The sequence below is a fragment of the Pseudomonas sp. UW4 genome (assembly GCF_000316175.1).
GTDB classification, from domain to species: domain Bacteria; phylum Pseudomonadota; class Gammaproteobacteria; order Pseudomonadales; family Pseudomonadaceae; genus Aquipseudomonas; species Aquipseudomonas laurylsulfatiphila.
In genome coordinates this window covers 4,726,640-4,753,477 of sequence record NC_019670.1, presented here as the reverse complement: position 1 = coordinate 4,753,477, position 26,838 = coordinate 4,726,640, and the positions used below count along the sequence as shown (strand labels likewise).

General features: G+C 60.7%; 24 protein-coding genes and 1 pseudogene. 12 read left to right on the top strand and 13 right to left on the bottom strand.

What is annotated here, in order from left to right:
* The first annotated feature begins 15 nt into the window (after positions 1 to 15).
* Together flgD and flgE are read left to right on the top strand one after the other, a co-directional pair.
* Positions 16 to 738 carry a flagellar hook assembly protein FlgD gene (gene flgD / locus PPUTUW4_RS20980; protein WP_015096470.1) on the top strand — a complete coding sequence of 241 codons (723 nt, stop codon included), beginning with the start codon at positions 16 to 18 and terminating at the stop codon, positions 736 to 738.
* Between the two features lie 31 nt (positions 739 to 769).
* On the top strand, positions 770 to 2,101 hold the full coding sequence (gene flgE, locus PPUTUW4_RS20975) for a flagellar hook protein FlgE (RefSeq protein WP_015096469.1): 1,332 nt from the start codon (positions 770 to 772) through the stop codon (positions 2,099 to 2,101).
* A 271-nt stretch (positions 2,102 to 2,372) separates the two neighbouring features.
* Here the strand turns inward: flgE and PPUTUW4_RS20970 are convergent, their stop codons facing one another.
* Complete coding sequence (locus tag PPUTUW4_RS20970) at positions 2,373 to 5,264, bottom strand: ribonucleoside-diphosphate reductase subunit alpha (protein ID WP_015096468.1); 2,892 nt, start codon at positions 5,262 to 5,264, stop codon at positions 2,373 to 2,375.
* A 740-nt stretch (positions 5,265 to 6,004) separates the two neighbouring features.
* On the opposite strand from PPUTUW4_RS20970, the gene PPUTUW4_RS20965 reads away from it, so the two are divergent.
* Together PPUTUW4_RS20965 and PPUTUW4_RS20960 are read left to right on the top strand one after the other, a co-directional pair.
* Positions 6,005 to 6,727: a winged helix-turn-helix domain-containing protein gene (locus tag PPUTUW4_RS20965; RefSeq protein WP_007980115.1), complete on the top strand. Its 723-nt coding sequence runs from the start codon at positions 6,005 to 6,007 to the stop codon at positions 6,725 to 6,727.
* Positions 6,724 to 8,334: an ATP-binding protein gene (locus PPUTUW4_RS20960; RefSeq protein ID WP_015096467.1), complete on the top strand. Its 1,611-nt coding sequence runs from the start codon at positions 6,724 to 6,726 to the stop codon at positions 8,332 to 8,334. Before PPUTUW4_RS20965 ends, PPUTUW4_RS20960 begins: the two co-directional genes overlap by 4 nt.
* 124 nt (positions 8,335 to 8,458) lie before the next feature.
* On the opposite strand, the gene PPUTUW4_RS20955 is transcribed toward PPUTUW4_RS20960, so the two are convergent.
* The gene (locus tag PPUTUW4_RS20955; protein WP_227698103.1) at positions 8,459 to 9,184 is read right to left on the bottom strand and encodes a 4'-phosphopantetheinyl transferase superfamily protein; all 726 of its coding nucleotides are present in this window, start codon (positions 9,182 to 9,184) and stop codon (positions 8,459 to 8,461) included.
* 36 nt (positions 9,185 to 9,220) lie between these two features.
* A pseudogene (locus tag PPUTUW4_RS30395) lies at positions 9,221 to 9,298 on the bottom strand (hypothetical protein); the annotation flags it as partial.
* A 211-nt stretch (positions 9,299 to 9,509) separates the two neighbouring features.
* Here PPUTUW4_RS30395 and PPUTUW4_RS20950 point away from each other — a divergent pair.
* From PPUTUW4_RS20950 to PPUTUW4_RS20940, 3 genes are all read left to right on the top strand, one after another.
* On the top strand, positions 9,510 to 10,112 hold the full coding sequence (locus tag PPUTUW4_RS20950; protein ID WP_015096465.1) for an outer membrane protein H1: 603 nt from the start codon (positions 9,510 to 9,512) through the stop codon (positions 10,110 to 10,112).
* A gap of 120 nt (positions 10,113 to 10,232) precedes the next feature.
* On the top strand, positions 10,233 to 10,910 hold the full coding sequence (locus PPUTUW4_RS20945; RefSeq protein WP_015096464.1) for a response regulator transcription factor: 678 nt from the start codon (positions 10,233 to 10,235) through the stop codon (positions 10,908 to 10,910).
* Positions 10,907 to 12,253 carry an ATP-binding protein gene (locus PPUTUW4_RS20940; RefSeq protein ID WP_015096463.1) on the top strand — a complete coding sequence of 449 codons (1,347 nt, stop codon included), beginning with the start codon at positions 10,907 to 10,909 and terminating at the stop codon, positions 12,251 to 12,253. Before PPUTUW4_RS20945 ends, PPUTUW4_RS20940 begins: the two co-directional genes overlap by 4 nt.
* A gap of 160 nt (positions 12,254 to 12,413) precedes the next feature.
* Here PPUTUW4_RS20940 and PPUTUW4_RS20935 read toward each other — a convergent pair whose 3' ends face one another.
* Entirely contained in the window at positions 12,414 to 13,412 is a 999-nt protein-coding gene (locus tag PPUTUW4_RS20935; RefSeq protein ID WP_015096462.1) for an AraC family transcriptional regulator, read from the bottom strand.
* A gap of 337 nt (positions 13,413 to 13,749) precedes the next feature.
* On the opposite strand from PPUTUW4_RS20935, the gene PPUTUW4_RS20930 reads away from it, so the two are divergent.
* Positions 13,750 to 15,084, top strand: a complete 1,335-nt coding sequence (locus PPUTUW4_RS20930; RefSeq protein ID WP_015096461.1) for a dicarboxylate/amino acid:cation symporter — start codon at positions 13,750 to 13,752, stop codon at positions 15,082 to 15,084.
* Positions 15,085 to 15,228: 144 nt separating this feature from the next.
* A complete protein-coding gene (locus PPUTUW4_RS20925; RefSeq protein ID WP_015096460.1) occupies positions 15,229 to 16,410 on the top strand; it encodes a CaiB/BaiF CoA-transferase family protein in 1,182 nt (393 codons plus the stop codon).
* 120 nt (positions 16,411 to 16,530) lie between these two features.
* On the opposite strand, the gene PPUTUW4_RS20920 is transcribed toward PPUTUW4_RS20925, so the two are convergent.
* Together PPUTUW4_RS20920 and PPUTUW4_RS20915 are read right to left on the bottom strand one after the other, a co-directional pair.
* Complete coding sequence (locus tag PPUTUW4_RS20920) at positions 16,531 to 17,025, bottom strand: SprT family zinc-dependent metalloprotease (protein WP_007980095.1); 495 nt, start codon at positions 17,023 to 17,025, stop codon at positions 16,531 to 16,533.
* A gap of 157 nt (positions 17,026 to 17,182) precedes the next feature.
* Positions 17,183 to 17,785: a Yip1 family protein gene (locus PPUTUW4_RS20915; protein WP_015096459.1), complete on the bottom strand. Its 603-nt coding sequence runs from the start codon at positions 17,783 to 17,785 to the stop codon at positions 17,183 to 17,185.
* 282 nt (positions 17,786 to 18,067) lie between these two features.
* Between PPUTUW4_RS20915 and ttcA the strand changes: the two genes are divergently transcribed.
* Complete coding sequence (gene ttcA / locus PPUTUW4_RS20910; protein ID WP_015096458.1) at positions 18,068 to 18,892, top strand: tRNA 2-thiocytidine(32) synthetase TtcA; 825 nt, start codon at positions 18,068 to 18,070, stop codon at positions 18,890 to 18,892.
* A gap of 129 nt (positions 18,893 to 19,021) precedes the next feature.
* Entirely contained in the window at positions 19,022 to 19,696 is a 675-nt protein-coding gene (locus tag PPUTUW4_RS20905) for a DNA-3-methyladenine glycosylase I (RefSeq protein WP_015096457.1), read from the top strand.
* Positions 19,697 to 19,790: 94 nt separating this feature from the next.
* Here PPUTUW4_RS20905 and PPUTUW4_RS20900 read toward each other — a convergent pair whose 3' ends face one another.
* From PPUTUW4_RS20900 to arsC, 3 genes are read right to left on the bottom strand one after another with little or no spacing between them, the layout of a single operon-like run.
* Entirely contained in the window at positions 19,791 to 20,216 is a 426-nt protein-coding gene (locus PPUTUW4_RS20900; protein WP_015096456.1) for a DUF2069 domain-containing protein, read from the bottom strand.
* Between the two features lies 1 nt (position 20,217).
* Positions 20,218 to 20,814 (bottom strand): NAD(P)H:quinone oxidoreductase, encoded by a 597-nt coding sequence (wrbA, locus tag PPUTUW4_RS20895; protein WP_015096455.1) that lies wholly within the window; start codon positions 20,812 to 20,814, stop codon positions 20,218 to 20,220.
* Positions 20,811 to 21,164 carry an arsenate reductase (glutaredoxin) gene (gene arsC, locus PPUTUW4_RS20890; RefSeq protein WP_015096454.1) on the bottom strand — a complete coding sequence of 118 codons (354 nt, stop codon included), beginning with the start codon at positions 21,162 to 21,164 and terminating at the stop codon, positions 20,811 to 20,813. Before arsC ends, wrbA begins: the two co-directional genes overlap by 4 nt.
* A gap of 114 nt (positions 21,165 to 21,278) precedes the next feature.
* Here arsC and PPUTUW4_RS20885 point away from each other — a divergent pair, with 114 nt between their 5' ends.
* Positions 21,279 to 21,746 carry a TlpA disulfide reductase family protein gene (locus PPUTUW4_RS20885; RefSeq protein ID WP_015096453.1) on the top strand — a complete coding sequence of 156 codons (468 nt, stop codon included), beginning with the start codon at positions 21,279 to 21,281 and terminating at the stop codon, positions 21,744 to 21,746.
* 231 nt (positions 21,747 to 21,977) lie between these two features.
* Here PPUTUW4_RS20885 and PPUTUW4_RS20880 read toward each other — a convergent pair whose 3' ends face one another.
* From PPUTUW4_RS20880 to PPUTUW4_RS20865, 4 genes are all read right to left on the bottom strand, one after another.
* A complete protein-coding gene (locus tag PPUTUW4_RS20880) occupies positions 21,978 to 22,382 on the bottom strand; it encodes an META domain-containing protein (protein WP_015096452.1) in 405 nt (134 codons plus the stop codon).
* The gene (locus PPUTUW4_RS20875; protein WP_015096451.1) at positions 22,382 to 22,816 is read right to left on the bottom strand and encodes a hypothetical protein; all 435 of its coding nucleotides are present in this window, start codon (positions 22,814 to 22,816) and stop codon (positions 22,382 to 22,384) included. The genes PPUTUW4_RS20880 and PPUTUW4_RS20875 overlap by 1 nt, the downstream gene beginning before the upstream one ends.
* Positions 22,817 to 22,893: 77 nt before the next feature.
* Complete coding sequence (locus PPUTUW4_RS20870) at positions 22,894 to 23,886, bottom strand: 2-hydroxyacid dehydrogenase (protein WP_015096450.1); 993 nt, start codon at positions 23,884 to 23,886, stop codon at positions 22,894 to 22,896.
* Positions 23,887 to 24,031: 145 nt separating this feature from the next.
* Positions 24,032 to 26,785 (bottom strand): response regulator, encoded by a 2,754-nt coding sequence (locus PPUTUW4_RS20865; RefSeq protein ID WP_015096449.1) that lies wholly within the window; start codon positions 26,783 to 26,785, stop codon positions 24,032 to 24,034.
* Between the last annotated feature and the right edge of the window lie 53 nt (positions 26,786 to 26,838).

The following is a 26,838-nucleotide window of genomic DNA, read 5'->3' as shown; positions in this document are numbered from 1 at the left end:
TAAGGGGCGACTCAGATGAGTGTTACCGATTCCACCAGTGGTTTGAGCCTCAACGACATCCTGGCCAACTCTTCGATCAAGACCAACACCACGGCTGACGGCCTCGCCTCGGCAGCCGGCAGCGCCTCGGGCAACCAGGCCCTGGGCAAGGATGCGTTCCTGCAGTTGCTGGTGACCCAGTTGAAAAACCAGAACCCGCTGGAGCCTCAGGACAACGGTGCGTTCGTGGCCCAGTTGGCGCAGTTCAGCAGCCTGGAAGGCATCACCACGCTCAACGATACCGTGAGCGGCCTGGCCAGCAACTACAACTCGTCCCAGGCCTTGCAGGCGTCGTCGCTGGTCGGCCGTTCGGTCATTGCCCCGGGTGACAAGGCTGTGGTCGATACCACCAAGAGCCTCAGCGGCACGGTGGTGGTGCCGTCTTCGGTGGCGTCCGCCACCCTGAAGATCACCGATTCAACGGGCAAGACCGTGCGCACCATCGACCTCGGCTCGCAGAAGGCCGGCAACGCCAGCTTCATCTGGGACGGCAAGAACGATGCGGGTGAGACGGTACCTGCGGGCACCTACACCTTCGGCGCCACGACTACGATCGATGGCCAGTCCGTCGCGTTGATCACCAACCTGCCCGCGACCGTCAACAGCGTGACCATCAGCCAGACCGGCGGTGAGTTGATGCTCAATCTGGCCGGGCTGGGCAGCGTTGCCCTGTCCAAAGTACAAACCATTGGTATGTAAAGCCGACTAACCCGGCATAAAGGAGTGGATGATGTCTTTCAATATCGGCCTTAGCGGTCTCTTTGCAGCCAACAAACAACTGGACGTGACCGGCAACAACATCGCCAACGTCGCGACCACCGGTTTCAAATCGTCCCGTGCAGAATTCGAAGACGTGTACTCGGCGACTCGCCTGGGCACCGGCAGCAAGACCGTCGGCAACGGCGTGCGCCTGGCCAACGTTTCCCAGCAGTTCACCCAGGGTGACGTGAGCAACACCGGCAACGTGCTCGACATGGGTATCCAGGGCAACGGTTTCTTTGTCCTGAACAACAACGGTTCGCTGACCTACACCCGTGCCGGTACGTTCAAGACCGACAAGGATGGCTACGTCACCAACAGCGACGGTACTGCCCGCCTGCAAGGCTACGGTGTGGACTCCAGCGGCAAGATCGTCAATGGCGTGCTGACCGACTTGCGGATCGACACCTCCAACCTGGCGCCGAAGTCCACCAGCAACGTGTCGTCGACGATCAACCTGAATTCGACGTCGCCGGTGATCGACCAGACGGTTGCGGCCAACAAGTTCGATCCGTCCAAGACCGAGACCTTTACCAAGTCGTTCAGTACCCCGATCTTCGATACTCAGGGTAATCAGCACACCATGGATCAATACATGGTCAAGACTGGCGCGAACACCTGGGACACCTACACCCTGATCGATGGTCGCAACCCCGATGGCAGTGATCCCAAGGTTACCGCTCCGATTGCTTCGACCATGTCGTTCGATTCCACCGGCAAACTGACTTCGGTCAGCACACCCGTGACGCCGCCAACCACGCCACCGACTTCGGTGATCAGCAGTGACCTGAAGATCACCAACTGGACTCCGGGCAGTGTCACCAATGGCGTCTGGACAGCCAACGGCGCCGCAGCCGATCCGGCTGGTTTGACCATCGCCATGGCCAACACCACCCAGTTCAACGCCGACACTGCGCGCTCGATTCCATCGCAGAACGGTTATGCCACTGGCCAGATCACCAACCTGACCATCGACGGCAGCGGCGTGCTGCTGGCCAACTTCAGCAACAACCAGACCAAGCCGATCGGCCAGATTTCCCTGGCCAGCTTCACCAACGAGCAAGGCCTGCAGCCGGTAGGCGGCTCCAGCTGGAAAGAAACCTACACCTCGGGCATCCCGGGCTACGATGCGCCGCAGACTGGCACCCTGGGTTCGATCGTTTCCAATTCCCTGGAAGAGTCCAACGTCAACCTGACCAACGAACTGGTCGACCTGATCAAGGGACAGAGCAACTACCAGGCGAACGCCAAGACCATTTCTACCGAGAGCACCATCATGCAGACCATCATTCAGATGGCTTGATGCTGGGCCGCGCTGCATAAAAAGCCCCTCGAGAGAGGGGCTTTTTTGTGGCCTGAGGTTTTGTGTTGGAGGTGATGGCCTCTTCGCGGGCAAGCCCGCTCCCACAGTTGATCGTGTTTATCTGGAAAGACTCGGTCCCCTGTGGGAGCGGGCTTGCCCGCGAAAGCGTCAGATCAGTCACCGCTTTCCTTGAGGCAAAAGAAAACCCCCGACCCGCCAGAGGCAGATCGGGGGTTTCGAGTAAGCGCCTTGCGGCGCTTGTTGGCTCAGCTTATTGGCAAGCTTCGCAATCCGGCTCGTCGATGGCGCAAGCCTTCGGCACTGGAGCAGGGCCGGCAGGCGCTGCCAGGACCGAATCTTCACCGTGGTTGCCGCCGCTGGAAACAGCGTTCAGCTTGCCGGTGTTGATGGTCGACTTCTCGGTGCTGGTCGCGGCCAGGGCACGGAGGTAGTAAGTGGTTTTCAGGCCACGGTACCAGGCCATGCGGTAGGTCACGTCCAGCTTCTTGCCCGAGGCGCCGGCGATGTACAGGTTCAGCGACTGAGCCTGGTCGATCCACTTCTGACGACGGCTGGCAGCGTCGACGATCCACTTGGTGTCCACTTCGAAGGCGGTCGCGTAGAGCTCTTTGAGTTCTTGCGGGATGCGCTCGATCTGCTGCACCGAACCGTCGTAGTACTTCAGGTCGTTGATCATGACCGAGTCCCACAGACCGCGAGCCTTGAGGTCGCGAACCAGGTACGGGTTGATCACGGTGAATTCGCCCGACAGGTTCGATTTCACATACAGGTTCTGGTAGGTCGGTTCGATCGACTGCGATACGCCGGTGATGTTGGCGATGGTCGCGGTCGGTGCGATGGCCATGATATTGGAGTTACGAATGCCTTTCTGTACACGGGCGCGAACCGGTGCCCAGTCCAGGGTTTCGTTCAGGTCGACATCGATGTACTTCTGGCCACGGGCCTCGATCAGGATCTGTTGCGAATCCAGCGGCAGGATGCCTTTGGACCACAGCGAACCCTGGAACGTCTCGTACGAGCCGCGCTCGTCGGCCAGGTCGCAGGAAGCCTGGATCGCGTAGTAGCTGACCGCTTCCATCGACTTGTCGGCGAAATCGACGGCAGCGTCGGAGCCGTAAGGGATGTGCTGCAAGTACAAGGCGTCCTGGAAGCCCATGATGCCCAGGCCGACCGGACGGTGCTTGAAGTTGGAGTTCTTCGCTTGCGGCACCGAGTAGTAGTTGATGTCGATCACGTTATCGAGCATGCGCACGGCGGTGTTCACGGTGCGTTGCAGCTTGGCGGTGTCCAGCTTGCCGTCGACGATGTGGTTCGGCAGGTTGATCGAGCCCAGGTTGCAAACGGCGATCTCGTCCTTGTTGGTGTTCAAGGTGATCTCGGTGCACAGGTTCGAGCTGTGGACCACGCCGACGTGCTGCTGCGGGCTGCGCAGGTTGCACGGGTCCTTGAAGGTCAGCCACGGGTGGCCGGTTTCGAACAGCATGGACAGCATTTTGCGCCACAGGTCTTTGGCCTGGATGGTCTTGAACAGCTTGACCTTGCCCGGGTACTCGGTCAGGGCTTCGTAGTACTCGTAGCGCTCTTCGAAGGCCTTGCCGGTCAGGTCGTGCAGGTCCGGCACTTCGGATGGCGAGAACAGGGTCCACTTGCCGTCATCGAAGACACGCTTCATGAACAGGTCAGGGATCCAGTTGGCGGTGTTCATGTCGTGGGTACGACGGCGGTCATCACCGGTGTTCTTGCGCAGCTCGATGAACTCTTCGATGTCCATGTGCCAGGTTTCCAGGTAGGCACACACAGCGCCTTTGCGCTTGCCACCCTGGTTAACGGCAACGGCGGTGTCGTTCACTACTTTGAGGAATGGAACAACGCCCTGGGATTTGCCGTTGGTGCCCTTGATGTACGAACCGAGCGCACGAACCGGCGTCCAGTCGTTGCCCAGGCCGCCCGCGAATTTCGACAGCATGGCGTTGTCGTGGATCGCGTGGTAGATGCCCGACAGGTCATCCGGCACGGTGGTCAGGTAGCAGCTCGACAGCTGTGGACGCAGGGTACCGGCGTTGAACAGGGTCGGGGTCGAAGCCATGTAGTCGAAGGACGACAACAGGTTGTAGAACTCGATGGCACGGGCTTCGCGGTCTTTTTCTTCGATCGCCAGGCCCATGGCCACGCGCATGAAGAAGATCTGCGGCAGTTCGAAACGCACGCCATCCTTGTGGATGAAGTAACGGTCGTACAGGGTCTGCAGGCCCAGGTAGGTGAATTGCTGGTCGCGCTCGTGGTTGATCGCCTTGCCCAGTTTTTCCAGGTCGAAGGAGGCCAGCTCAGGGTTCAGCAGCTCGTACTCGATACCCTTGGCGATGTAGGCCGGCAGCGCCTTGGCGTACAGGTCGACCATCTCGTGGTGGGTGGCGCTTTCGGCGACGCCGAGGAAGCCCAGGCCTTCGGCACGCAGGGTGTCCATCAGCAGGCGGGCGGTCACGAACGAGTAGTTCGGCTCGCGTTCAACCAGGGTACGGGCAGTCATCACCAGGGCGGTGTTGACGTCGGTCAGGGCCACGCCGTCGTACAGGTTCTTCAGGGTTTCGCGCTGGATCAGGTCGCCGTCGACTTCTTCCAGGCCTTCGCACGCTTCGGTGACGATGGTGTTCAGGCGGCCCATGTCCAGCGGCGCCAGGCTGCCGTCGGCACGGGTGATGCGGATCGAGGGGTGCGCTTGTACCGGCTCTTCGGTGGTACGAACGGCACGTTCCTTGGAACGGGCATCACGGTAGATCACGTAGTCGCGAGCGACTTTCTGCTCGCCGGCACGCATCAGGGCCAGTTCGACCTGGTCCTGGATTTCTTCGATATGGATGGTGCCGCCCGATGGCATGCGACGCTTGAAGGTCGCGGTGACCTGTTCGGTCAGGCGGGCAACGGTGTCGTGGATTCGCGACGAGGCAGCAGCGGTGCCGCCTTCAACTGCGAGAAACGCTTTGGTGATGGCGACGGTGATTTTGTCATCGGTGTAGGGAACGACAGTGCCGTTACGCTTGATCACGCGCAGTTGGCCAGGCGCGGTGGCGGACAGATCCGAATTCGAATCAGCGGCCTGCGGCAAGGTGCCCTGCGGGTTCTCGCGAGTTGTGTCGGTTTGCATGGGGGAGTGTCTCCACATTCTCTATGTTTGTTTGGGCACCATCACGGTGCCCACCGTTCCGTCCTGAAGCACTACAACCGGCGAGCGCCGGGCATAACAACTTCGGGACAGTAGGAAGGGGGCTTTATGGGGCGCCGCTTCCATGCCGAAGTCTTTGGTCTCACGCCTTGGGCCTGAAACCTTGGTCCTTTGCAGGTGACAGTTGGGACTGCAACACCCGTACCGTTTTCACCACTCGGGGCCGAAACACAGTAGCCATCCGCATGCGCGGTTTGGTCTTTCGAAAATACGCTTGGTTCAACCGGACAGAGGCAATAAAAGCGCTTGAAATTGGTGTCTGGTTTGTGTTTGGTTTTTTGCGCAAAACCCTATATCTAGGGTTTTTTTAGCGCCGGGCTACAAGATAATGCGTTTTAGGGGGGGATTGCAACGTACTACCTGTGGATAAACCTGTGCGTAAATTGTGTGTGAAAGAGGGAACCAGCGTGTAGGCCGCGACGCTGCTGGACCGGACCTTTTTTCAGCGATTTTCTGCGATCGAAAACGGTCGGTCGGATTTTTAAGGGCGCGAACCCTATCACAAAAAACCGCGTTGTCCGAACGCATTTACCCGCTTGTGTTCTCGACGGGCGGCGTTTATACATTCGGCTCAGCGTGTATACATATTTGTCCCCCCGAATCATTACAAGAAAACGGGCGGATCCTTCCTTATTAGTGGTTTTGGCAAGCAGAGGTCATCCGTGGAGCAAGAAGCCTGGCAGGTATTGATTGTGGAGGACGACCAGCGACTGGCCGAACTGACCCGCGATTACCTGGAAGCCAATGGCCTGCGTGTGTCGATCGAAGGGGATGGCGCCCTCGCTGCGAACCGCATTATCAAGGAGCAACCGGACCTGGTGATCCTCGACCTGATGCTCCCCGGCGAAGATGGCCTGAGCATCTGCCGCAAGGTTCGCGCCCGTTATGACGGCCCGATCCTGATGCTCACCGCCCGCACCGATGATACCGACCAGATCCTCGGCCTGGACCTGGGGGCTGACGACTACGTCTGCAAACCGGTACGCCCGCGCCTGCTGCTGGCGCGCATCCAGGCCCTGCTGCGCCGTAGCGAAACGCCTGAAGTCGCCCCGGAAAAACAGCGGCGTCTGCAGTTCGGCCCGCTGATCGTCGACAACGCCTTGCGCGAAGCCTGGTTGCAGGGCAACGGCATCGAGCTGACCAGCGCCGAATTCGACTTGCTCTGGCTGTTGGTGGCCAATGCCGGGCGCATTCTCTCCCGGGAAGAGATCTTCACTGCGCTGCGAGGTATCGGTTATGACGGTCAGGACCGTTCCATCGATGTGCGCATCTCGCGCATCCGCCCCAAGATCGGCGATGACCCGGAGCATCCACGGCTGATCAAGACCGTGCGCAGCAAAGGCTATCTGTTCGTTCCCGAGGCTTGCGTAGATCAGACCCTGTGAACTCGATCTTCCTGCGTATCTATGGCGGCATGTGTGCCGCGCTGATTCTGGTGGCGGTGCTGGGTGTGCTGGCCTTGCACCTGCTCAATCAGGTGCGCAGCGAGCAATACCGCGAGCGCCTGGCGCATGGCACGTTTTCGCTGATGGCCGACAACCTGCAACCGATGAACCAGACCGAGCGCCATCGGGCCTTGCTGGTGTGGGAACGGTTGCTGGGCATTCCGCTGGCGTTGAAAACCTTTGCCGAGACTGACCTGGACCTTACCCAGCGCACTCGTGTGTTGCGCGGCCAGGCTTTGGTGGAGCAGACCGGCCCGCACGCGGCGAAGGTCTACAAGCTGGTCAGCGACAAGGAACAGTTGATGCTGACCGGCGAAGTGCAGCAGATCAGCGAGCAACTGGCCCGGGCGACCATCTACCTGTTGACCGATGAACTGGTGCGCACCCCCGTTGCCGATCAGCCCCTGCGTCTGGCGCAATTGAAGCAGGACAAGGGCTTTGGCTTCGACCTGCGCCTGGTCACGGTTGACGAGGCGGACATGGACGAAGACCAGAGCCGCCGGGTGTCCGAGGGCGACACCGTGATGGCGTTGGGCAAGGGAGGCGATTCGATCCGGGTGTTTGCCGGCATGGTCGGAACACCGTGGGTCCTGGAAATCGGCCCGTTGTATCAGATGAATCCTTATCCCCCGCAATGGCTGGTGCTGATCGCCGCGTTGGGCCTGACGCTGATCGGTTTGATCGTTTATCTGTTGGTGCGCCAGCTCGAGCGGCGTTTGCGTGGCCTGGAGGCCGCCGCTACGCGTATTGCCCAGGGCAGCCTGGAAACCCGCGTGCCAGCGCGCGGCGCGGACTCGGTGGGACGGCTGGCCTCGGCGTTCAACGGCATGGCCGAGCACTTGCAACAGTTGTTGGCGATCCAGCGCGAACTGGTGCGCGCGGTGTCCCACGAATTGCGCACGCCGGTGGCGCGCCTGCGCTTTGGCCTGGAGATGATCGGCTCGGCCACCACGCCGCAAGCCCTGGAAAAATACTGCCAGGGCATGGACAACGACATCGAGGATCTCGACCGGTTGGTGGACGAGATGCTGACTTACGCTCGCCTTGAACAGGGTTCTCCGGCACTGAACTTCCAGCGGATCGATCTGGATGCCTTGGTCAACCAGGTGATTGAGGAACTGGCGCCGTTGCGTGCCGACGTCACGGTACAGCGGGGTTTGTGCCTGTCGGCCGCTGATAACGACGATGCCTGGGTCGAGGCCGAACCACGTTATCTGCACCGGGCGATCCAGAACCTGGTGAGCAATGCCATGCGCCATGCCCAATCACGGGTGACCATCAGCTATCAGGTGGGGCAGCAACGCTGCCGGGTGGATATCGAGGATGACGGACCGGGGGTGCCGGAGTCGGCGTGGGAGAAGATCTTTACGCCGTTCCTGCGTCTGGACGACAGCCGCACCCGTGCGTCGGGCGGGCATGGGCTGGGGTTGTCGATCGTGCGGCGCATCATCCATTGGCATGACGGGCGTGCGTTGATCGGCAAGAGCAAGAGTCTGGGTGGGGCGTGTTTCAGCCTGAGCTGGCCGCGCAATCAGGAGAAGCGTTGAGATTTCCGTTGAATGTTCAACCGCTTTCGCGAGCAAGCCCGCTCCCACAGTTGACTTGTGTACGACACAAAACCTGTGGGAGCGGGCTTGCTCGCGAAGGGGCCCTGCCAAGCTCCGAAAACCCTCAGGCCTTGATACTGACCAGACTCAACAACTGCCCATCCTTGACCCCGAACTGCGCATCCAGCTCGGTGCCGTTGCGCCATTCGCGGGACAAGTCCGTGAGCAGTCGCAACCGCACCTCACCCGACTCACGCCACTCCAGCACTTCGGCGTGCTCGAAATAAAACCGTTGCTGAACGATCGGATAGAGTGCCTTGAACAGGCTTTCCTTGACCGAGAACGTCAGGGTCACCAGCAACGCCCGTTGCTCGCGAGGACCGAGCGCCATGCGCTGTAGCTCCGGCGGGTTGAGGATTTCCCCGGCCAGGCGTTCGGCGCGTTCGACATTGAGCAGGTTTTCCAGGTCCATGCCCAGGCCGCGCCAATGGCTTTTGTTCGCGACAATCGCCGCGGCCCGGCCCGTGCTGTGGGTGATCGAACCCGTGATATGAGCAGGCCAGACCGGTGCCCGGTCTTCACCAATGGCCGGAATGACGCTCAGACCTTCCAGGCGTTGTAACGCGGCCCGGGCACACACCCGCCCGGCGAGAAATTCCGCCTGCCGTTTGGCGACAGAGCGCTGAATGCTCGCCGGCACCTCCACTGCGCTGCGCTGAAAGTCATCGCTGGCCAGTCGGGCGCTATCGAAGTGAGTGCTCAACAGGACCGTATCGGGCAGCACGAACGGCAGCGGCCAGTGGTCATCGAGGGGGGTGCAGCAGACGGGCAGGGCGGGGGTTGAATTCATGTCAGGCATTTTGCCGGGTTGGCTTGGGACTGGGTAGTAGCCGATGGCGGCGATTTTAAGTGGATCGGTCTGCGGTTGTTTTTTCAGTAGTTCGAGCCCGGCCTGGAACCTTGCACTGGGATGGCAGCCTGGCTGAGCCCGCTCAAGGCCAGCAGAAGGGCAACGAAGAACATGCGCAGGGTCGGGTCTCCTGTTGAAACGTGTCGAAACATTCGGGAAAGGGCGGTTCAGCTCAGGTTCAGAGTGCGTTCAGGGGGAGTTCAGGGCGCGGTGCGTAACCTTGCCTCGTACCCCAAAAACAAACGGCACATGAGGAAACTCCCCAATGACTGCATTCAAAAAACTGCTTCTGGCATTCACGGTTCTGGGCGCAAGCACCGCAGCCTTCGCCTCCGACGACAACTTCGCCAGCCTTACTCTTGGACAGACCAGCGACAAGATCAAAAAATCCCACGCCCTGAACGACAGCCTCAATCACCCGAACGCCGATGGTGTGATCGGCAAGGACACCACCTGGGGTGTTCGTTTGGGCCAGCAGAATAGCCAGGGCCGTTACTACGCCACTTACGACAACGTGTCGGGCTCGCACAGCGGCATTAAACTGCGTCAGGAAAACCTCCTGGGCAGCTACGATCTGTTCTACCCGGTGGGCGGCAGCACCAAATTGTTCGGCGGCGCCACGGCGGGCCTGACCAAAATGACCCAGGAGTCGCCAGGCTTCAGCCGCGACAGCAATATTGGCTATGCCATCGGTGGCCAGGTGGGTGTGCTGCAACAGGTTTCGCAGAACACCTCGGTTGAACTGGGTTACCGTTACCTGCGCAGCAACGCCAGCACCGAGATGAGTGAGCGCGGTGGCAGCAAGCAGGGTTCGCTGGACCTGACCAGCAGCGCCCAGACTTACCTGTCCGCCAACTACGCTTTCTGACAAGCGTTTCGTGAACGGCCTGCGCCGGATCAGCCCGAGTGACTGATCCGGCGTTGCCCTGTTAGCCATTGAGGTGCGACGTTGTGCCTCTGGAGATGTTGATTTGCCCGGGAGAGCGTTATGAAACTGCTGGTCGTCGAAGATGAAGCGTTGCTGCGTCATCACCTGCAAACCCGCCTGACGGAGAGCGGCCATGTGGTCGAGTCCGTGGCCAACGCCGAGGAGGCGCTGTACCAGACCGCGCAGTTCAACTTTGACCTGGCGGTGATCGACCTCGGTCTGCCGGGCATGAGCGGGCTTGACCTGATCCGCCAGTTGCGTTCAGGTGGCAAGGTCTTCCCGATCCTGATCCTCACCGCGCGTGGCAACTGGCAGGACAAGGTTGAAGGCCTGGCCGCCGGCGCCGACGATTACGTGGTCAAGCCGTTTCAGTTCGAAGAGCTGGAAGCTCGTCTGAATGCCTTGCTGCGCCGCTCCAGCGGTTTCACCCAGTCGACCATCGTCGCCGGTCCCTTGCTGCTGGATCTCAACCGCAAGCAGGCGTCCCTCGACGAACAGCCGCTGGCACTGACCGCGTATGAGTACCGCATTCTCGAATACCTGATGCGCCACCATCAGCAAGTGGTGCCCAAGGACCGCTTGATGGAACAGCTCTACCCGGATGACGACGAGCGTGATCCGAATGTGATCGAGGTGCTGGTCGGCCGTCTGCGCCGAAAACTGGAGGGGCCGGGCGGATTCAAGCCGATCGACACCGTGCGCGGCCTGGGTTACCTGTTCAATGAGCGTTGCACTTGATCCGTTCGCTGCGCATTCGCTTGATGCTCGCCGCCACGCTGTTGGCGGTGTTGTTCATGCTGGCGTTGCTGCCGGCGATGCAGGGTGCCTTCAGCCTGGCGTTGCAGGACTCCATCGAGCAGCGTCTGGCATCGGACGTGACTACGTTGATCTCCGCCGCCCGGGTGGAGAACAACAGCCTGCAGATGCCGGCGCAATTGCCCGACGAACGCTTCAACCTCACCGATAGCCGGCTGCTCGGCTATATCTATGACCGTGAAGGGCGTCTGGTCTGGCGCTCAAAGGCGACCCGGGAAGAGCGCATCAATTACAAGCCACGCTATGACGGACGTGGTAACGAGTTTGCGCGCATCCGCGAAGCCAACGGCCAGGAGTTCTTCGTCTACGACGTCGAGGTCAAGTTGCTCGGCGGCAAAAGTGCAGCCTTCAGCATCGTGGCGTTGCAGCCGGTTCGCGAGTACGAACTAACCCTCGAGGGCCTGCGGGAAAATCTCTATCTGGGTTTTGGCGCGGCTCTGCTGGTGCTGTTGGCGTTGCTGTGGATCGGCCTGACCTGGGGCTTGCAGGCATTGCGGCGCTTGAGCCAGGAGCTGGACCAGATCGAAGGTGGCACCCGCGAAAGCCTCAGCGAGGAACATCCCCGGGAATTGCTGCGCCTGACCGGTTCCCTCAACCGCTTGCTGCATAGTGAACGTGAGCAGCGCAGTCGCTACCGTGATTCCCTCGACGACTTGGCCCATAGCCTGAAAACGCCCCTGGCGGTGTTGCAGGGCGTCAGTGAAGACATGGCCCAGCGTCCCGAGGATCGCGATCAGGCCTGGGTGCTGCAAACCCAGATCGAGCGCATGAGCCAGCAGATCAGCTACCAGTTGCAGCGCGCCAGTCTGCGCAAGAGCGGTCTGGTACGTCATCAGGTGCACTTGCACCCGGTGCTGAAAAGTCTGTGCGACACGCTGGACAAGGTCTATCGCGACAAGCGCGTGCACGTTGCGTTCGACCTGCCCGACCCGTGCCATGTACCGATCGAGCAGGGTGCTTTACTGGAAATGATGGGTAACTTGCTGGAAAACGCCTATCGCCTGTGCCTCGGCGAAATACGCATCAGCGTGCGTGAAACCCTCAGCGGCACCGAGTTGTGTGTCGAGGACGACGGCCCCGGCGTACCACAGGATCAGCGCGCACGGATTCTCGAGCGCGGCGAGCGGCTGGACCGTCAGCATCCGGGGCAGGGCATCGGCCTGGCGGTGGTCAAGGACATCATCGAGAGCTACAGCGCCCAGCTGACCCTGGGGGATTCACCGATGGGCGGGGCGGCGTTCCGGATTCATTTCCCGGTGGTTTGACCTGGCGTTTGATAGTGTTCTTTCGGGCCTCTTCGCGGGCAAGCCCGCTCCCACAGGGTTTTGAGTGAGTCAGATGATTTGTGAACAACTGCGGCCATTGTGGGGGCGGGCTTGCTCGCGAAGAGGCCAGTGAAGACAGCAAAAAAATCGGCCTTGAATTTCAGTGTTCCTGCGCCCGATAGGCCCCCGGTGTCAGCCCGGTCCACTTCTTGAACGCCCGGTGAAACGCCGACGGTTCGGAAAACCCCAGTTGCTCGGCGATCTGTTGCAACGACAGGTCAGCGCGGCTCAGGTGGTAAATCGCGATGTCCCGGCGCAACTGGTCCTTCAGTTCCTGAAAGCTCGAACCCTCTTCCCTCAAATGCCGGCGCAAGGTTTGCGGGCTGATGTGCAAGTGCGCGGCCACGGCTTCCAGGTCGGGCCAGCGTGAACTGTCGCGGCTGAGCAAGCGCCGCAAGCGGCTGCTCAAACTGTCGCCATCATCCGGGCGCGAGAGCAGGTCGGCGGGGGAGCGCTCGAGGAAATGCTTGAGGGTGCGCTCATCCTGCAACAGCGGCATGGCCAGGTAGCGGCTGTGAAACAACAGGCTGCTCTGGGGGCTGGAAAACTCAAGCGGGCAGGAAAACAGCAGGTCGTACTCGGCGCCGTGTTCCGGTCGGGAGTAGCTGAACGTGGCCTGTTCCAGGCGAATGCGCTGGCCGATCAGCCAGCTGCCGAAACGGTGCCAGATCACCAGCAGAGCCTCGGTCAGAAAGTGGTCCGGGTCCCAAAGCTGCGAGTCGTCCAGGCTCAGGCGGACCCATTCGTCCTCGTGAGTCAGGGTCAAGCGTGGAGCCCCGGGGAACAGGCTGTAAAACAATAAGCCGCGATTGAGTGCCTTATCCAGGCTGCGGCAGTGGATCACGGCATGGCACATCATCGCGAAGCTGCCCGGTCTGCTCGGGGCTTGCCCGAACCCCAGGTACTCGTCGTCCAGTGCCAGCCATAAGGCCTGAATCAGTTGGGTGAATTGCTCTGGAGCGATGCGCGCCCGGGGTTCATCAAGCAACTCGGGGCTGATCCCCAGTTGTTGTAGCAGGCCCGAATAATCGTAGCCGTGCCGACGCGCACCACCCAGGGCGGCGAGGGCGAAATGACTGGCGATGGTGCGTTCGCGCATGGCAGCAGGCCTGACCGTTGAACGACGGATGGTAGCTGTGCACTGCGGGCATGAACAGGGCGGATATCCGCCAAATTGCAGGACGACTTTTAGTGGAAGGGCGGAAATCCGCCACATGCATGTAACCGTTCGGTGGCAGGGACTTTGCTGCGACCCTGATATCAAAAGGCATGCAGGGATTTTACGGAAGGTGGCACGGGCCTTGCGATACAACGTCCAGAGGCCTGCCGTTGCGCAGCTCGAAAAAACAAATCCCTCCAGTGCAGGAGGGTTCGCAATTGCGGTGTTGCGGGCAACAGATGGATGTTGTCACCGGGCACCCTTGAGGAACTTTGCAATGACGACTCGTCAGCCACTGTACAAATCCCTGTATTTCCAGGTGATCGTTGCAATTGTCATCGGTATTGCCCTCGGTCACTACTATCCACAGCTCGGTGTGGCCGTTAAGCCACTGGGCGACGGGTTCATCAAGCTGATCAAAATGATCATCGCCCCGATCATCTTCTGTACCGTTGTCAGCGGCATCGCCGGCATGCAGAACATGAAGTCCGTCGGCAAGACCGGTGGTTATGCTCTGCTGTACTTCGAAATCGTGTCGACCATTGCCTTGCTGGTCGGTCTGGTCGTGGTCAACATTGTGCAGCCAGGTAATGGCATGCATATCGACGTCGCCACCCTCGATGCCTCCAAGGTTGCCGCTTATGTGGCGGCCGGTGCCGACCAAAGCGTCGTCGGCTTCCTGCTGAACGTGATCCCTAGCACCATCGTCGGCGCCTTCGCCACCGGCGACATCCTGCAAGTGTTGATGTTCTCGGTGATCTTCGGTTTCGCCCTGCATCGCCTTGGAGCCTACGGCAAGCCGCTGCTGGACCTCATCGATCGCTTCGCCCACGTGATGTTCAACATCATCAACATGATCATGAAGCTCGCGCCCATCGGTGCCTTTGGTGCCATGGCGTTCACTATCGGTGCCTACGGTGTCGGCTCGCTGGTGCAACTGGGTCAACTGATGGCGTGCTTCTACATCACTTGCCTGCTGTTCATCCTGATCGTGTTGGGCTCCATCGCCCGCATGCACGGCTTCAGCGTGTTGAAAATGATCCGCTACATCCGTGAGGAGCTGCTGATCGTGCTCGGTACTTCTTCTTCGGAATCGGTGCTGCCACGCATGCTGATCAAGATGGAGCGTCTGGGCGCACAGAAATCCGTAGTAGGCCTGGTGATCCCGACCGGTTACTCGTTCAACCTCGACGGTACTGCGATCTACCTGACCATGGCCGCGGTGTTCATTGCCCAGGCAACCGATACGCCCATGGACATCACGCACCAGATCACCCTGCTGGTGGTGTTGCTGCTGTCTTCCAAAGGCGCTGCGGGTGTGACCGGTAGCGGTTTCATCGTACTGGCTGCAACGCTGTCCGCCGTCGGCCACCTGCCGGTTGCCGGCCTGGCGCTGATCCTCGGTATCGACCGTTTCATGTCCGAAGCACGTGCCCTGACCAACCTGATCGGTAACGCCGTGGCGACCATCGTTGTGGCCAAGTGGGTCAAGGAACTGGACACTGACGTGCTGCAAGCCGAACTGGCTTCGGGTGGGCGCGGCATTGCCGACGAGCCTAAAGACGATGTTTTGGGGCACGACGAAGAGTTAGCCCCGGCTAACGCCAAGTAAGTCTTGTTGTAATGAAAAACCCGCTTCGGCGGGTTTTTTCATGCCTGGCGTTTGAGCGTAACGGTCATTGCAAGTGGCGCATAAGGTGATTGCTGCAATGTCGTTGGCTGCCTAGGCTGGAGGCTTCGTTGAAGGAGAACGTTCATGCTCGGTCCATTGGCATCACTCAAGGTTCTGGATTTCTCGACACTGCTGCCGGGGCCGTTCGCCTCGTTGCTGCTGGCGGACATGGGCGCCGAAGTGCTGCGCATCGAATCACCGACCCGCATGGATCTGCTGCGGGTGTTGCCGCCCCACGATCAAGGGGTGTCGGCCAGTCATGCCTATCTCAACCGCAACAAGCGCAGCCTTGCCCTGGACCTCAAACAGCCTGAGGCGCTGGATGTCATCAAGCAGCTGTTGCAGGACTACGACATCGTGCTGGAGCAATTCCGCCCCGGTGTCATGGAGCGACTGGGGCTGGGGTATGAGGCCCTGAAGGCGATCAACCCAAAACTGATTTATGTGTCGATCACCGGCTACGGCCAGACCGGCCCCTATAAGGACCGCGCCGGCCACGATATCAACTATCTGGCCTTGTCCGGGCTGGCGAGTTACACCGGCCGAACCGACAGTGGGCCACTGCCGTTGGGCATGCAGGTGGCGGATGTCGCCGGTGGTTCGCTGCACGGGGTGATTGGCTTGCTGGCGGCGGTCATCGCCCGGCAGCAAACCGGTCAGGGCCAGCACCTGGATGTCAGCATGACCGACTGCGCGTTCAGCCTGAATGCGCTGGCGGGTGCCGGATATCTGGCCTGTGGCGTCGAGCCGGGGCCGGAAAACCAGGTGCTCAATGGTGGCAGCTTTTACGATTACTACCGCTCCCGGGATGGGCGCTGGCTGTCGGTGGGCAGTCTGGAGCCGGTGTTCATGAAGCAGTTGTGCACGGCGTTGGGGCTGGAGGAACTGGCTGGCCTGGGCCTGTCACCGCAACCGGCGCATCAGAAAAAGCTAAAAGACGCGCTGAAGGTCGAATTCGAAAAGCATGACTTTGCCGAGTTGCGTGCGCTGTTCGCGGAACTGGATGCGTGCGTCGAACCGGTGTTGAGCCTGGGAGAAGCGCTGTGTCATCCACAGTTGCAGGCGCGGGAGTTGGTTGCCGAAGTGCCGCGGGGCGATGGCTCAACCCAGGCGCAGATGGCGTGCCCGTTGAAATTTTCGCAAGGCTTGCCTGAGCCGAAGCATATCGGCGCGGCGCTGGGGCAGCATACGGATCAGGTGTTGGGGGAGTTGGGGTTTGGTGTCGAGCGGATTGATCAATTGCGGCGAGCCAAGGTGATTCTCTAGGGCCTGTCAGGCCGCCTTCGCGAGCAGGCTCGCTCCCACACTGGGTTTGTGTCACGCCGCAGATCCCCTGTGGGAGCGAGCCTGCTCGCGATGGCGGCCGCACAAACACCGAAAATCCAACTACTCGACCCGCATCTCCCCACTGAACACCAAGGTGTTGCGACACCGCCGGCACAGATACCGCCGCCCTTGCCGCACCAGGCTGTGGCGTTGGGCCGAGAACGGGAAGTCGCTGTCGGCGCACGGGCATTTGTAGATGTAACGGGTCACGCTGCGGCGTTTGACGTCATAGGTGTGGCAGCGGTTGGGCGGCAGTTCGTATACGCCGCGCATGATCAATTGCCACTCTTCGCCATGGGGCTGGATGCGGTCGCCGAACAGCTGGTGGGCGATCAAGTGCGCGACTTCATGGGCCACGGTCTGCTTGAGGAAATCCTCGGTATTCTCCCGGTACAGCTGCGGGTTGAAGCGCAGCAGGTTCTCGTGCAAATGCGCGACACCGGCTTTTTGTCCGCGCAGTTTGAGGCTCACCACGGGGCGCTTGAAAGGTCGTTTGAAAAAGGATTCGGCTAGTTGGAAACAGTCTTCGACGCGGGAATTGAGTTGCTCGGGCATGCTTGATGGATCTCCAGAGCGCTCGAGTATGCCGCAACCCTCGGGCCGTGCGAATCACCAGGTTGCCGAATGGTCGTGGACTTTCTCCTTGCTGAAGAATGAAAAGGCCACCTCGCGGCGGCCTTTATCGGCATTTCCGATTTTCGGTGATGAGCGGCTAATTGGTGTAGACCGGCCCCACGCCGAGTCCCCAGACAATCACAGTGAACGCCATGATGGCGACCAGCACCACCAGGCCTACGGCGAGCACTGAACTTGAAAACAGGAAGCCCTCGTCAGATGGAATATTCATGAACGTCGGTAAGCCCACATACAGCAAGTACACCGTGTAGCAGATGGCTGCAGTGCCGACGATCATCCCCAGCCACAAGTGCGGGTACAAGGCCGCGAGGCCGCCGATGAACAAGGGTGTCGCGGTGTAGGTTGCAAATGCAATGCAGCGGGCCAGGCTTGGGTTGGCGTCATAGGTGCGGGCCATCCAGTGAATGAATGCGCCCATGACCGCGACACCGCCGAGCATCGCCAGGTACGACATGACCGTCATCCATATCGCGCTTTCTACGGTCAACATCACGGGAGGCCGATTGCCAATGACCCAGCCGACCTGCGTGGTGCCAATGAAGGCAGACACGGCGGGGATGGCCGCCAGGATCAGCGTATGGGTCAGGTACATGTGGCTGATGCTTTCCTCCTGGTCGCCACGGATTTCTTTCCATTCTTGGTCAGGGTGGGTGAAGAGCCCCACTACGTGATGGATCATGCCAGTCACTCCTCTTGTCTTTACCGTCGCCCCCCAGTGGAGCGCCTACGGGCCAATGCGGCCAAGCAAGTCACAGGTCTGAAATATGTAAGCGACCTTATGTCGCAGTATAGGGAGGAGTTTCCCCAGAGGGTGTAGGGGCTTTAGAGCAAATTGCGCTGTAAACCCGGTTGTTAATCGCTGCAGGGTCTGTAGTGAGCTAGAGATGTTGCCCCCTCGCCACAAGTGCAAAGAATTTGCGTAAAATGCCCGCCTTTCGTCACACCTCACGGATTTCGCGTCATGGGCACTCTCACGGTCAACCAGAACAAACTGCAAAAGCGCCTTCGCCGACAGGCCGGTGAGGCGGTTGCCGATTTCAACATGATTGAAGACGGCGACAAGGTCATGGTCTGCCTGTCCGGTGGCAAGGACAGCTACACCATGCTCGATGTGCTGATGCACTTGCAGAAGGTCGCGCCGATCAAGTTCGAGATCGTGGCCGTGAACATGGACCAGAAGCAGCCGGGCTTCCCGGAGCACGTGCTGCCGGCCTACCTGAAAGAACTGGGTATCGAGTACCACATCGTCGAGAAAGACACCTATTCGGTGGTCAAGGAGCTGATTCCGGAAGGCAAGACCACGTGCTCGCTGTGCTCGCGCCTGCGTCGCGGCACGCTCTACACCTTCGCCGATGAAATTGGCGCGACCAAGATGGCCCTGGGTCACCACCGCGACGACATCGTCGAAACGTTCTTCCTGAACATGTTCTTCAACGGTTCGCTCAAGGCCATGCCGCCGAAACTGCGCGCCGACGATGGTCGTAACGTGGTGATCCGCCCGCTGGCCTACTGCAACGAAAAAGACATCCAGGCCTACTCGGACTTCAAGCAATTCCCGATCATTCCGTGCAACCTCTGTGGTTCCCAGGAAAACCTGCAGCGCCAGGTGGTCAAGGAAATGCTGCAGGACTGGGAACGCAAGACCCCGGGCCGTACCGAGAGCATTTTCCGCAGCCTGCAGAACGTGATCCCGTCGCAACTGGCGGACCGCAACCTGTTTGACTTCACCAGCCTCAAGATCGACGAAAGCGCCGCATCGCGCTTCGTCAACGTGGTCAACCTCTGATTAAAACTGTGGGAGCGGGCTTGCTCGCGAATGCGTAGTGTCAGTCGACATCAATGTTGAATGACGCACCGCCTTCGCGAGCAAGCCCGCTCCCACATTTGTTTTTCGTTTCAATCCTCAGGAGAGGGCATGCGCGATTACAAGTGGCTCAATGAATACTGTCTGAACCGCTTCGGTTCGGCGGCTGAACTGGAAGCCCATCTGCCCGTTCCCAAGACTCCCGCGCAACTGCGCAAGATCAGCGACGATCGCTACCTCTCGATGATGGCGCTACGGGTATTTCGCGCCGGACTCAAGCACAGCCTGGTGGATGCCAAGTGGCCAGCCTTCGAAGAGGTGTTCTTCAGGTTCGACCCGGAAAAAGTCGTGCTGATGAGCGCTGAGCACCTTGAGCGGCTGATGCAGGACACACGGATCATCCGTCACCTGGGCAAGCTCAAGAGTGTGCCGCGCAATGCGCAATTCATACTGGACGTGACCCATGAAAAGGGCAGCTTCGGCGAACTGATCGCCGACTGGCCGGTGACCGATATCGTCGGGCTCTGGACCTTCCTGAAAAAACGCGGACATCAGTTGGGTGGCCTGTCAGCCCCGCGCTTCCTGCGGATGATCGGCAAGGACACCTTTGTGCCGAGCTACGACGTGGTCGCGGCGCTGAATGCGCAAGACATCATCGACAAGGTGCCGAACAGTCTGCGCGACCTGGCGTTGGTGCAGGACGTGTTCAACCAGTGGCATGAGGAAAGTGGCGGGCGGCCGATGAGCCAGATTTCGATGATGCTGGCGTACACCGTCAATCATTGATGGGTGGGGTGGCCAAAAAGATCGCAGCCTTCGGCAGCTCTTACAGGTTTACACATTCCCCTGTAGGAGCTGCCGAAGGCTGCGATCTTTTCTGTCAGGCGACGGACGTCTCGCCCTCGCCAGCCAGCTTGCGGTTCAACTGATAACGCCAGCGCACATACAGCAGTGCCGAGCAAAACACCGCCAGGCTTGCGCCCATCTCCAGCAAGCCGAAGATTTGCCGATTCGGGTCATAAGCGGCCAATGCGCCCTTGATGAAATACAGGTTCACCACAAAGCACATCCATGAATGCCCGCGAGGACTGCCGATGATCATGCCCGGCGCCAGTATCAGCAGTGGCACCAGTTCGATCAGCAGAATCACCCATGGCCGGGCGCCATGCAGGTCGGCGATCAGCAGGTAGTAGACGCACAGCAGGCCCACCAGCCCCGAAAAGCACAGCAGGCTGATGACACGCATCGCCCGCACCCGAGGCTCGAGCCAGTCAATGGCGGGGAGAATCTTCGGCTTCCTGGCCATTTCAGCTCTCCAGTTTCTGTGCAGTCTTGGCCAGGCGCATGCCCAGCGCGCGGCACAGCGCCACTTCATGGCTATCCAGGCCGCTTTTGCCATCGGCACCGGCGTGGTGGCTGGCGCCGTAGGGTGTGCCGCCGCCCTGGGTTTCCAGCAGTGCCGATTCGCTGTAAGGCAGGCCGGTGATCAGCATGCCGTGGTGCAACAACGGCAACATCATCGACAGCAGGGTCGTCTCCTGGCCGCCGTGCAGGCTCGCGGTGGAGGTGAATACGCCGGCCGGTTTACCCACCAGGGCGCCGGTCAGCCACAGGTTGCTGGTGCCGTCGAGGAAGTATTTGAGCGGTGCGGCCATATTGCCGAAGCGGGTCGGGCTGCCGAGTGCCAGGCCGGCGCAGTTCTTCAGGTCGTCGAGGCTGGCATACAGCGCGCCTTCGTCGGGAATCTGCGGCGCAACGGCTTCGCACTCGGTGGAAATCGCCGGCACCGTGCGCAGGCGGGCCTCAAGCCCGGCCTGTTCGACGCCACGGGCTATCTGCCGGGCCATTTCGTTGGTCGAGCCGCTGCGGCTGTAGTACAGAACCAGAATGTACGGTGCACTCATGGCAACAGTTCCAGGATCTGCTCCGGTGGGCGACCGATGACGGCTTTGTCACCGACTTCGAGAATCGGTCGCTCCATCAGTTTCGGGTGGGCGGCGATGGCGCTAATCAATTGTGCTTCGCTCAGGCTGCTGTCGGCCAGATTGAGAGTTTTGTACTCGTCCTCGCCGGTGCGCAGCAGTTGCCGAGCGCTGATCCCCAGCTTGCCCAGCAGGCGCTGGATTTGCGTGGCGTCCAGCGGAGTGTCCAGGTAACGCACCACGGTCGGGGTCAGGCCACGGGCTTCTAGCAGTTCCAGCGCACCGCGGGATTTCGAGCAGCGCGGGTTGTGATAAAGCGTCAGATCGGTCATGAGCGGGTCGCATCTTGCGTAAGGTGGCGGCTATTCTAACTGTGCAGCACGCAATCCAGAACCGTGAGAGGCGATGGGTCGCAGGCGCATTCAATTTTTGACAAGGAACACGACATGACAAGGCGACTGGCAGCAGCATTGGCGATCATCGGAGCGTTGATGCTGGGGGGCTGCGGGAATGACTATGGCATCGACCAGGACGGCCACAAGATCGCCGCCGACCGACTGGACGGCAAATGGCTGGTACTCAACTACTGGGCAGAATGGTGCGGACCCTGCCGTACCGAAATCCCGGAGTTGAACACCCTGGCCGAGCAACTCAAGGACAAGAAAATCGGTGTGTTCGGGGTTAACTTCGACAACGTCCAGGGTCAGGAACTGAAGGACGCGAGCGAGAAACTGGGGATCAAGTTCACGGTGTTGGCCCAGGACCCTGCCGAATTGTTCGAATTGCCGCGCAGCGAGGCATTGCCGGTGACGTACATCATCGATAACAAGGGCAAGGTGCGTGAGCAGTTGATGGGTGAACAGACGGCGGCGGGGGTGATGGCGAAGCTTGAGGCGTTGCAGGCGAAGAATTGATCAGAGGATTGTATTTACTTCTGGCGAGCTGGCTTTTTGTGGCGAGGGGGCTTTTCGGAACGCCGCACCGCCCCGTTGGGCTGCGAAGCAGCCCTAAACCCGGTCACTTCATTTCGTCAGGCTCACCGTGCGTGTCGGTTTTACGACTGCTACGCAGCCGAACGGGGGCAAGCCCCCTCGCCACAAAGCCCCCTCACCACAGGTGTCACCAGGATGCAGAAGAGGAGGCGATCAACCTTCCTCAAGCCACCAACGCAGCGGCTTGCCTTCGGCTGGCCAGAAGCGGATCTGCTCGATCGGGGAGACGTCCCAGCGCTGGACGTTTTCCAGGGCCTGCAGGAAGCGTTTTTCTTGCTCCATCAGCGCCGGCGCGCACAGTTTGCGGGTGCTGCCGATTTTGCCGAAGGTCAGTTTGTCGCCATCCAGGGTGTACGGCGCGAACCAGTGGTTGCAGCCGCCATTGCCGTAGGCCCGGCCATCTTCACCGAGCGTGATGGTCAGGTGGCTGTAGTCCATCAGCGGCCGCTCGCCGATCCACTCCAGGATGTAGCTGCGATTGTGTTCAAGCTGCACCGGCTCGGCGGCGCAGCCCAGCAGGCTGGCACCGGCCATCGCGCTCAGAGCGAGGCGTTTCATCACGCAGGCTCCTGGCATTTCGGGCACAGGTGTTTCTCGCCGACGGTAGTCCAGCCCAGCTCGGCAATTCTCGCGGTGGCGGCAGGTTTTTCAGCCTTGTTGCCCAGCTTGGCGTCGACGGCGAACTCGAAGCTCAGCGCTTTGGCGCAGCTGTCGCAGTTCACTTGCCAGGTATGGATCGCCAGTTCGCCGAACACCGGACCGCTGGCCACCGCGACCCATTGGCCGGGCGGATTGATCAGGTGGCGAACCGTTTCGACGGTCAGGCGCATGGACAAGTCCTTGGCGCCCTTGAGGGTCACGACCAGCACGTCGTTGTTGCGAATCGAGCCACCGTTGCCGGTGACCTGATAACGCCCCGGCACCAGGGCGCGGCATTCGGTGAGGGTGTGTTGCGGGTTCATCAGGCTGTAGCGGAAATCGTGTTCGACCATGGGTCCTCCAAATATGCGCGATATGCTAGCACGGGCTTGCATGCCGCATCGCGCAGGCCGATGACCTTCGATCCGTTTCAGTCGCCCGTGACCAGGTTTTCCGGCGTGCCCGCCACCCAGGCGGCGATGTTGCGCAACGTGGTGGCGGCAATCGCGTCCAGCGCTTCGTGGGTCAGAAAGGCCTGGTGCGCGGTGACGATCACGTTAGGAAAGGTCAGCAGCCTGGCCAGCACATCGTCTTGCAACGGCAGGTCGGAACGGTCCTCGAAGAACAATTGCGCCTCCTCCTCATACACGTCCAGCCCCAGATAGCCGAGGCGACCGTCTTTCAACGCGTCGATCAGCGCCGGGGTGTCCACCAGGCCGCCTCGTCCGGTATTGATCAGCATCGCGCCCGGTTGCATGTGCGCCAGTGATTCGCGGTTGATCAAGTGCTTGCTCTGCTCGTTGAGCGGGCAGTGCAGGCTGATGATCTGCGATTCGGCCAGCAGTCGCGGCAGGCTCAGGTAGCGCGCGCCCAAGGCTTCGACCTGCGGGTTGGGGTAGGGGTCATAGGCCAGTAACCGGCAGCCAAAACCGTTCATGATTTTGGCGAAGGTGGCGCCGATCTGCCCAGTGCCGACCACGCCGACCGTCTTGCCCACCAGGTCGAAACCGGTCAGCCCTTGCAGCCTGAAATCCCCATCGCGGGTGCGGTTGCAGGCGCGGGGCAAGCGGCGGTTGAGTGCGAGGATCAATGCCACTGCGTGTTCGGCCACGGCGTGGGGCGAATAGGCCGGGACGCGCACGATGGCCAGTCCCAGACGTTTTGCCGTTGGCAAGTCGACGTGGTTGTAACCCGCCGAGCGCAGGGCGATCAGGCGAGTGCCTCCAGCGGCCAGGCGCTCGAGCACTGCCGCGCCGAGGTCATCATTGATGAACGCGCAGACCGCTTCATACCCTTGGGCGAGCGCTACCGTGTCGAGGCTCAGGCGCGCAGGCTGAAATTGCAGCTCGATGCCGGCCGGTTGCCCGGCCGCGCGAAAGCTGTCGATGTCGTAGTTCTGGCTGCTGAAAAGAATCGTACGCATGATTTCCTCTTTGCCTCGTTCCTGTAGGCGCTGGCTTGCCGGCGATGAGGGGATCAAACTCTACGTTGCCCTTGAGGCCGCCATCGCTGGCAAGCCAGCTCCCACAGAGCTTACGCTGATACTTGATTCCCACGATTGCGCTGCATCAAGCGTTCATTCGCGCGTGGGCTGCCAGGCGATTGATCGCCCGGTCGAGTTCATCGAGTGCCACGCTGGCTTTCGGGTCCTGTTGCTTGAGCAGGGTTTCGCTGCGTTGGCAGGCCGCACGCAATTGCGGTACGCCGCAATAACGCGTCGCACCATGCAGCCGATGGACCCGTTCGATCAGGGCGTTGTGATCATCGCTCTGCTGAGCCAGACGGATGGCTTCGCGGTCAGCCTCCAGAGAGGCGAGCAGCATCGCCAGCATGTCTGCGGCCAGATCAGCCTTGCCCGCGGCCAGGCGCAATCCTTCCTCGTGGTCGAGCACCAACAGGTCATGGGCGCCGCCGTGCCCGTCGCCGGAGCGCTCCGGGCTGTGATTGCGCAATGCCAGGCCACTCCACTTCAGTACCACCTGGGCCAGTTGTCGTTCGCTGATCGGTTTGGTCAGGTAGTCGTCCATGCCACTTTGCAACAGTGCGCGTTTTTCGTTGGCCATGGCGTGGGCGGTTAGGGCCACGATCGGCAACGGCGTGCAATGCCGTTCGCTTTCCCACTGGCGAATCGCCTCGGTGCTCTGGCGACCGTCCATGCCGGGCATCTGCACGTCCATCAATACCAGATCGAATGTCTCGTTCTGTACCGCCTTGACGGCGGCATAACCGCTTTCCACCGCAAGCACCTTGGCGCCCATGTCTTCGAGCAGGGTCTGCACCAGCATCAGGTTGGCCGGATTGTCATCGACGCACAGCACCTTCGGTGCACGGCTGGACACCGGTTCGCCCGGCTCGCTGCGCATCGGGCGCGGGCTGACCAGGTCAGACAGGGAGCGTCGCAGCTTGCGGGTACAGGCCGGTTTCGCCTGGAGCTGGCTGTGGGGGTTGGGCACGGAAAGGTGGAACAGCGTCTGTTCCGTGGTCGGGCACAGCACCAGCACTTTGCAGCCAAGATGCTCGAGGTCCCAGATGTGCTGGTTGAGGCGTTCCGGCGGCATGTCGTTGCTGGTGATGCCGAGCACGGCGAGGTCGATCGCCTGATCGGTCTGGTGGGCGGCGGTGACGCCATTGGTCAGGCTTTCCAGGGTATTGAACGGCGTGGTGCTCAGGCCACAGTCTTCCAGTTGATGCTGCAACGCCTGCCGGGCCAGTTCGTGGTTTTCCAGCACCGCCACCCGGCGCCCGAGCAAGGGCGCGGCGGGCAGGTCTTCGGCATCGTCGCGGGCTTTCGGCAGGCTCAGGCTGATCCAGAATTCCGATCCTTCCCCGGGCGTGCTGTCGACGCCGATCTCGCCGCCCATCTGTTCGATCAGGCGCTTGGAAATCACCAGGCCCAGGCCCGTACCGCCGGGTTGCCGCGACAGCGAATTGTCGGCCTGGCTGAAGGCCTGGAACAGGGCGCGCACGTCCTGGTTGGACAGACCGATGCCGGTGTCCTGGATGCTGATGCGCAGTTGCACGCTGTCTTCGTGCTCTTCTTCGAGCATGGCGCGGGCGACGATGGTGCCTTCGCGGGTGAACTTGATTGCGTTGCTCACCAGGTTCGTCAGGATCTGCTTGAGCCGCAGCGGGTCGCCGACCAGGGACAGCGGCGTGTCCCGGTACACCAGGCTCACCAGTTCCAGCTGCTTGGCGTGGGCGGCGGGGGCGAGGATGGTCAGGGTGTCTTGCAGCAGGTCGCGCAGGTTGAACGGAATATGGTCGAGCACCAGCTTGCCGGCCTCGATTTTCGAGAAGTCGAGAATCTCGTTGATGATGCCCAGCAGGCTGTCGGCGGATTTTTCGATGGTCCCCAGGTAGTCGAGCTGGCGTGGGGTGAGCTCGCTTTTTTGCAACAGGTGGGTGAAGCCGAGAATTCCGTTGAGCGGCGTGCGGATTTCATGACTCATGTTGGCCAGGAATTCGGACTTGATCCGGCTCGCTTCCAGGGCTTCCTTGCGCGCCAGGTCCAGTTCGATGTTCTGGATCTCGATGGTTTCCAGATTCTGGCGCACGTCTTCGGTGGCTTGGTCGATGCTGTGCTGCAATTCTTCCTGGGCGTTTTGCAGGGTGCCGGCCATGCGATTGATGCCGGAGGCCAGTTCGTCCAGCTCCTGGCTGCCGAGGGGCGGCAAGCGGGTTTCCAGATGGCCGTCCTTGAGTTGGGCTACGGCCTGCTTGATCTGGCTCAGCGGCCGGTTGATCGTGCGACCCATGCGCAGGGCCAGCAGTGCCGCACCTGTCAGTCCGGCTGCGATGAGCATCAGGCTGGCGAACAGGCTGCGATAACCGCGCAACAGCATGCTGTTATGGGACAGCTCCAGTTCGACCCAGCCCAGCAGGCGGTCGGCTTCTTCGGATATCACGTCTCCGGCCAGGTTGCGGTGTTTGCCGAACACCGGCAGCAGATAGCGGGTCGCATCGTTGCCACTGCGGCGCAGCATCTGCATGCCACTGCCGGAAGGCACCTGGTTGAGCATGGTCGGGCCGGCGTGGGCCAGCAACGTGCGGTCGGGAGCCAGGAAGGTCACGGCCCGTACGTCGGTTTGTTCCAGGGCCTGGGTGGCGATGCGTTCAAGCAGTTCGTTGTCCTGATGGCCCATGGCTGGCGCCGCCAGGGGAGCCAACTGCTCGGCGATCATCTCGCCGCGCTGCATGAGTTGGGTTTGCAGGTCAGCCTGTTGCATCCAGGTAAAATATCCCCCCAGCACCAACGCCATCAGGCTGGTTGGCAACAGGGTCAGCAACAGCACGCGGCCTTTGATTCCCAGTTTCTTGAGCACGCATCTCTCCTGCATCCCGCTATTCATAGACCTGCACATATATCCGTCATGCA

What these genes read in the sequence shown, in the direction of transcription:
- PPUTUW4_RS20955 (WP_227698103.1), bottom strand. Translation starts at nt 9,184, where the DNA reads ATGAATTCAACCCCCGCCCTGCCCGTCTGCTGCACCCCCCTCGATGAC.
- PPUTUW4_RS20925 (WP_015096460.1), top strand. Translation starts at nt 15,229, where the DNA reads ATGCTCGGTCCATTGGCATCACTCAAGGTTCTGGATTTCTCGACACTG.
- PPUTUW4_RS20875 (WP_015096451.1), bottom strand. Translation starts at nt 22,816, where the DNA reads ATGGTCGAACACGATTTCCGCTACAGCCTGATGAACCCGCAACACACC.
- PPUTUW4_RS20900 (WP_015096456.1), bottom strand. Translation starts at nt 20,216, where the DNA reads ATGGCCAGGAAGCCGAAGATTCTCCCCGCCATTGACTGGCTCGAGCCT.
- PPUTUW4_RS20880 (WP_015096452.1), bottom strand. Translation starts at nt 22,382, where the DNA reads ATGAAACGCCTCGCTCTGAGCGCGATGGCCGGTGCCAGCCTGCTGGGC.
- arsC (WP_015096454.1), bottom strand. Translation starts at nt 21,164, where the DNA reads ATGACCGATCTGACGCTTTATCACAACCCGCGCTGCTCGAAATCCCGC.
- PPUTUW4_RS20870 (WP_015096450.1), bottom strand. Translation starts at nt 23,886, where the DNA reads ATGCGTACGATTCTTTTCAGCAGCCAGAACTACGACATCGACAGCTTT.
- wrbA (WP_015096455.1), bottom strand. Translation starts at nt 20,814, where the DNA reads ATGAGTGCACCGTACATTCTGGTTCTGTACTACAGCCGCAGCGGCTCG.
- ttcA (WP_015096458.1), top strand. Translation starts at nt 18,068, where the DNA reads ATGGGCACTCTCACGGTCAACCAGAACAAACTGCAAAAGCGCCTTCGC.
- PPUTUW4_RS20970 (WP_015096468.1), bottom strand. Translation starts at nt 5,264, where the DNA reads ATGCAAACCGACACAACTCGCGAGAACCCGCAGGGCACCTTGCCGCAG.
- PPUTUW4_RS20905 (WP_015096457.1), top strand. Translation starts at nt 19,022, where the DNA reads ATGCGCGATTACAAGTGGCTCAATGAATACTGTCTGAACCGCTTCGGT.
- PPUTUW4_RS20930 (WP_015096461.1), top strand. Translation starts at nt 13,750, where the DNA reads ATGACGACTCGTCAGCCACTGTACAAATCCCTGTATTTCCAGGTGATC.
- PPUTUW4_RS20935 (WP_015096462.1), bottom strand. Translation starts at nt 13,412, where the DNA reads ATGCGCGAACGCACCATCGCCAGTCATTTCGCCCTCGCCGCCCTGGGT.
- PPUTUW4_RS20950 (WP_015096465.1), top strand. Translation starts at nt 9,510, where the DNA reads ATGACTGCATTCAAAAAACTGCTTCTGGCATTCACGGTTCTGGGCGCA.
- PPUTUW4_RS20920 (WP_007980095.1), bottom strand. Translation starts at nt 17,025, where the DNA reads ATGCCCGAGCAACTCAATTCCCGCGTCGAAGACTGTTTCCAACTAGCC.
- PPUTUW4_RS20885 (WP_015096453.1), top strand. Translation starts at nt 21,279, where the DNA reads ATGACAAGGCGACTGGCAGCAGCATTGGCGATCATCGGAGCGTTGATG.
- PPUTUW4_RS20915 (WP_015096459.1), bottom strand. Translation starts at nt 17,785, where the DNA reads ATGATCCATCACGTAGTGGGGCTCTTCACCCACCCTGACCAAGAATGG.
- flgE (WP_015096469.1), top strand. Translation starts at nt 770, where the DNA reads ATGTCTTTCAATATCGGCCTTAGCGGTCTCTTTGCAGCCAACAAACAA.
- PPUTUW4_RS20945 (WP_015096464.1), top strand. Translation starts at nt 10,233, where the DNA reads ATGAAACTGCTGGTCGTCGAAGATGAAGCGTTGCTGCGTCATCACCTG.
- flgD (WP_015096470.1), top strand. Translation starts at nt 16, where the DNA reads ATGAGTGTTACCGATTCCACCAGTGGTTTGAGCCTCAACGACATCCTG.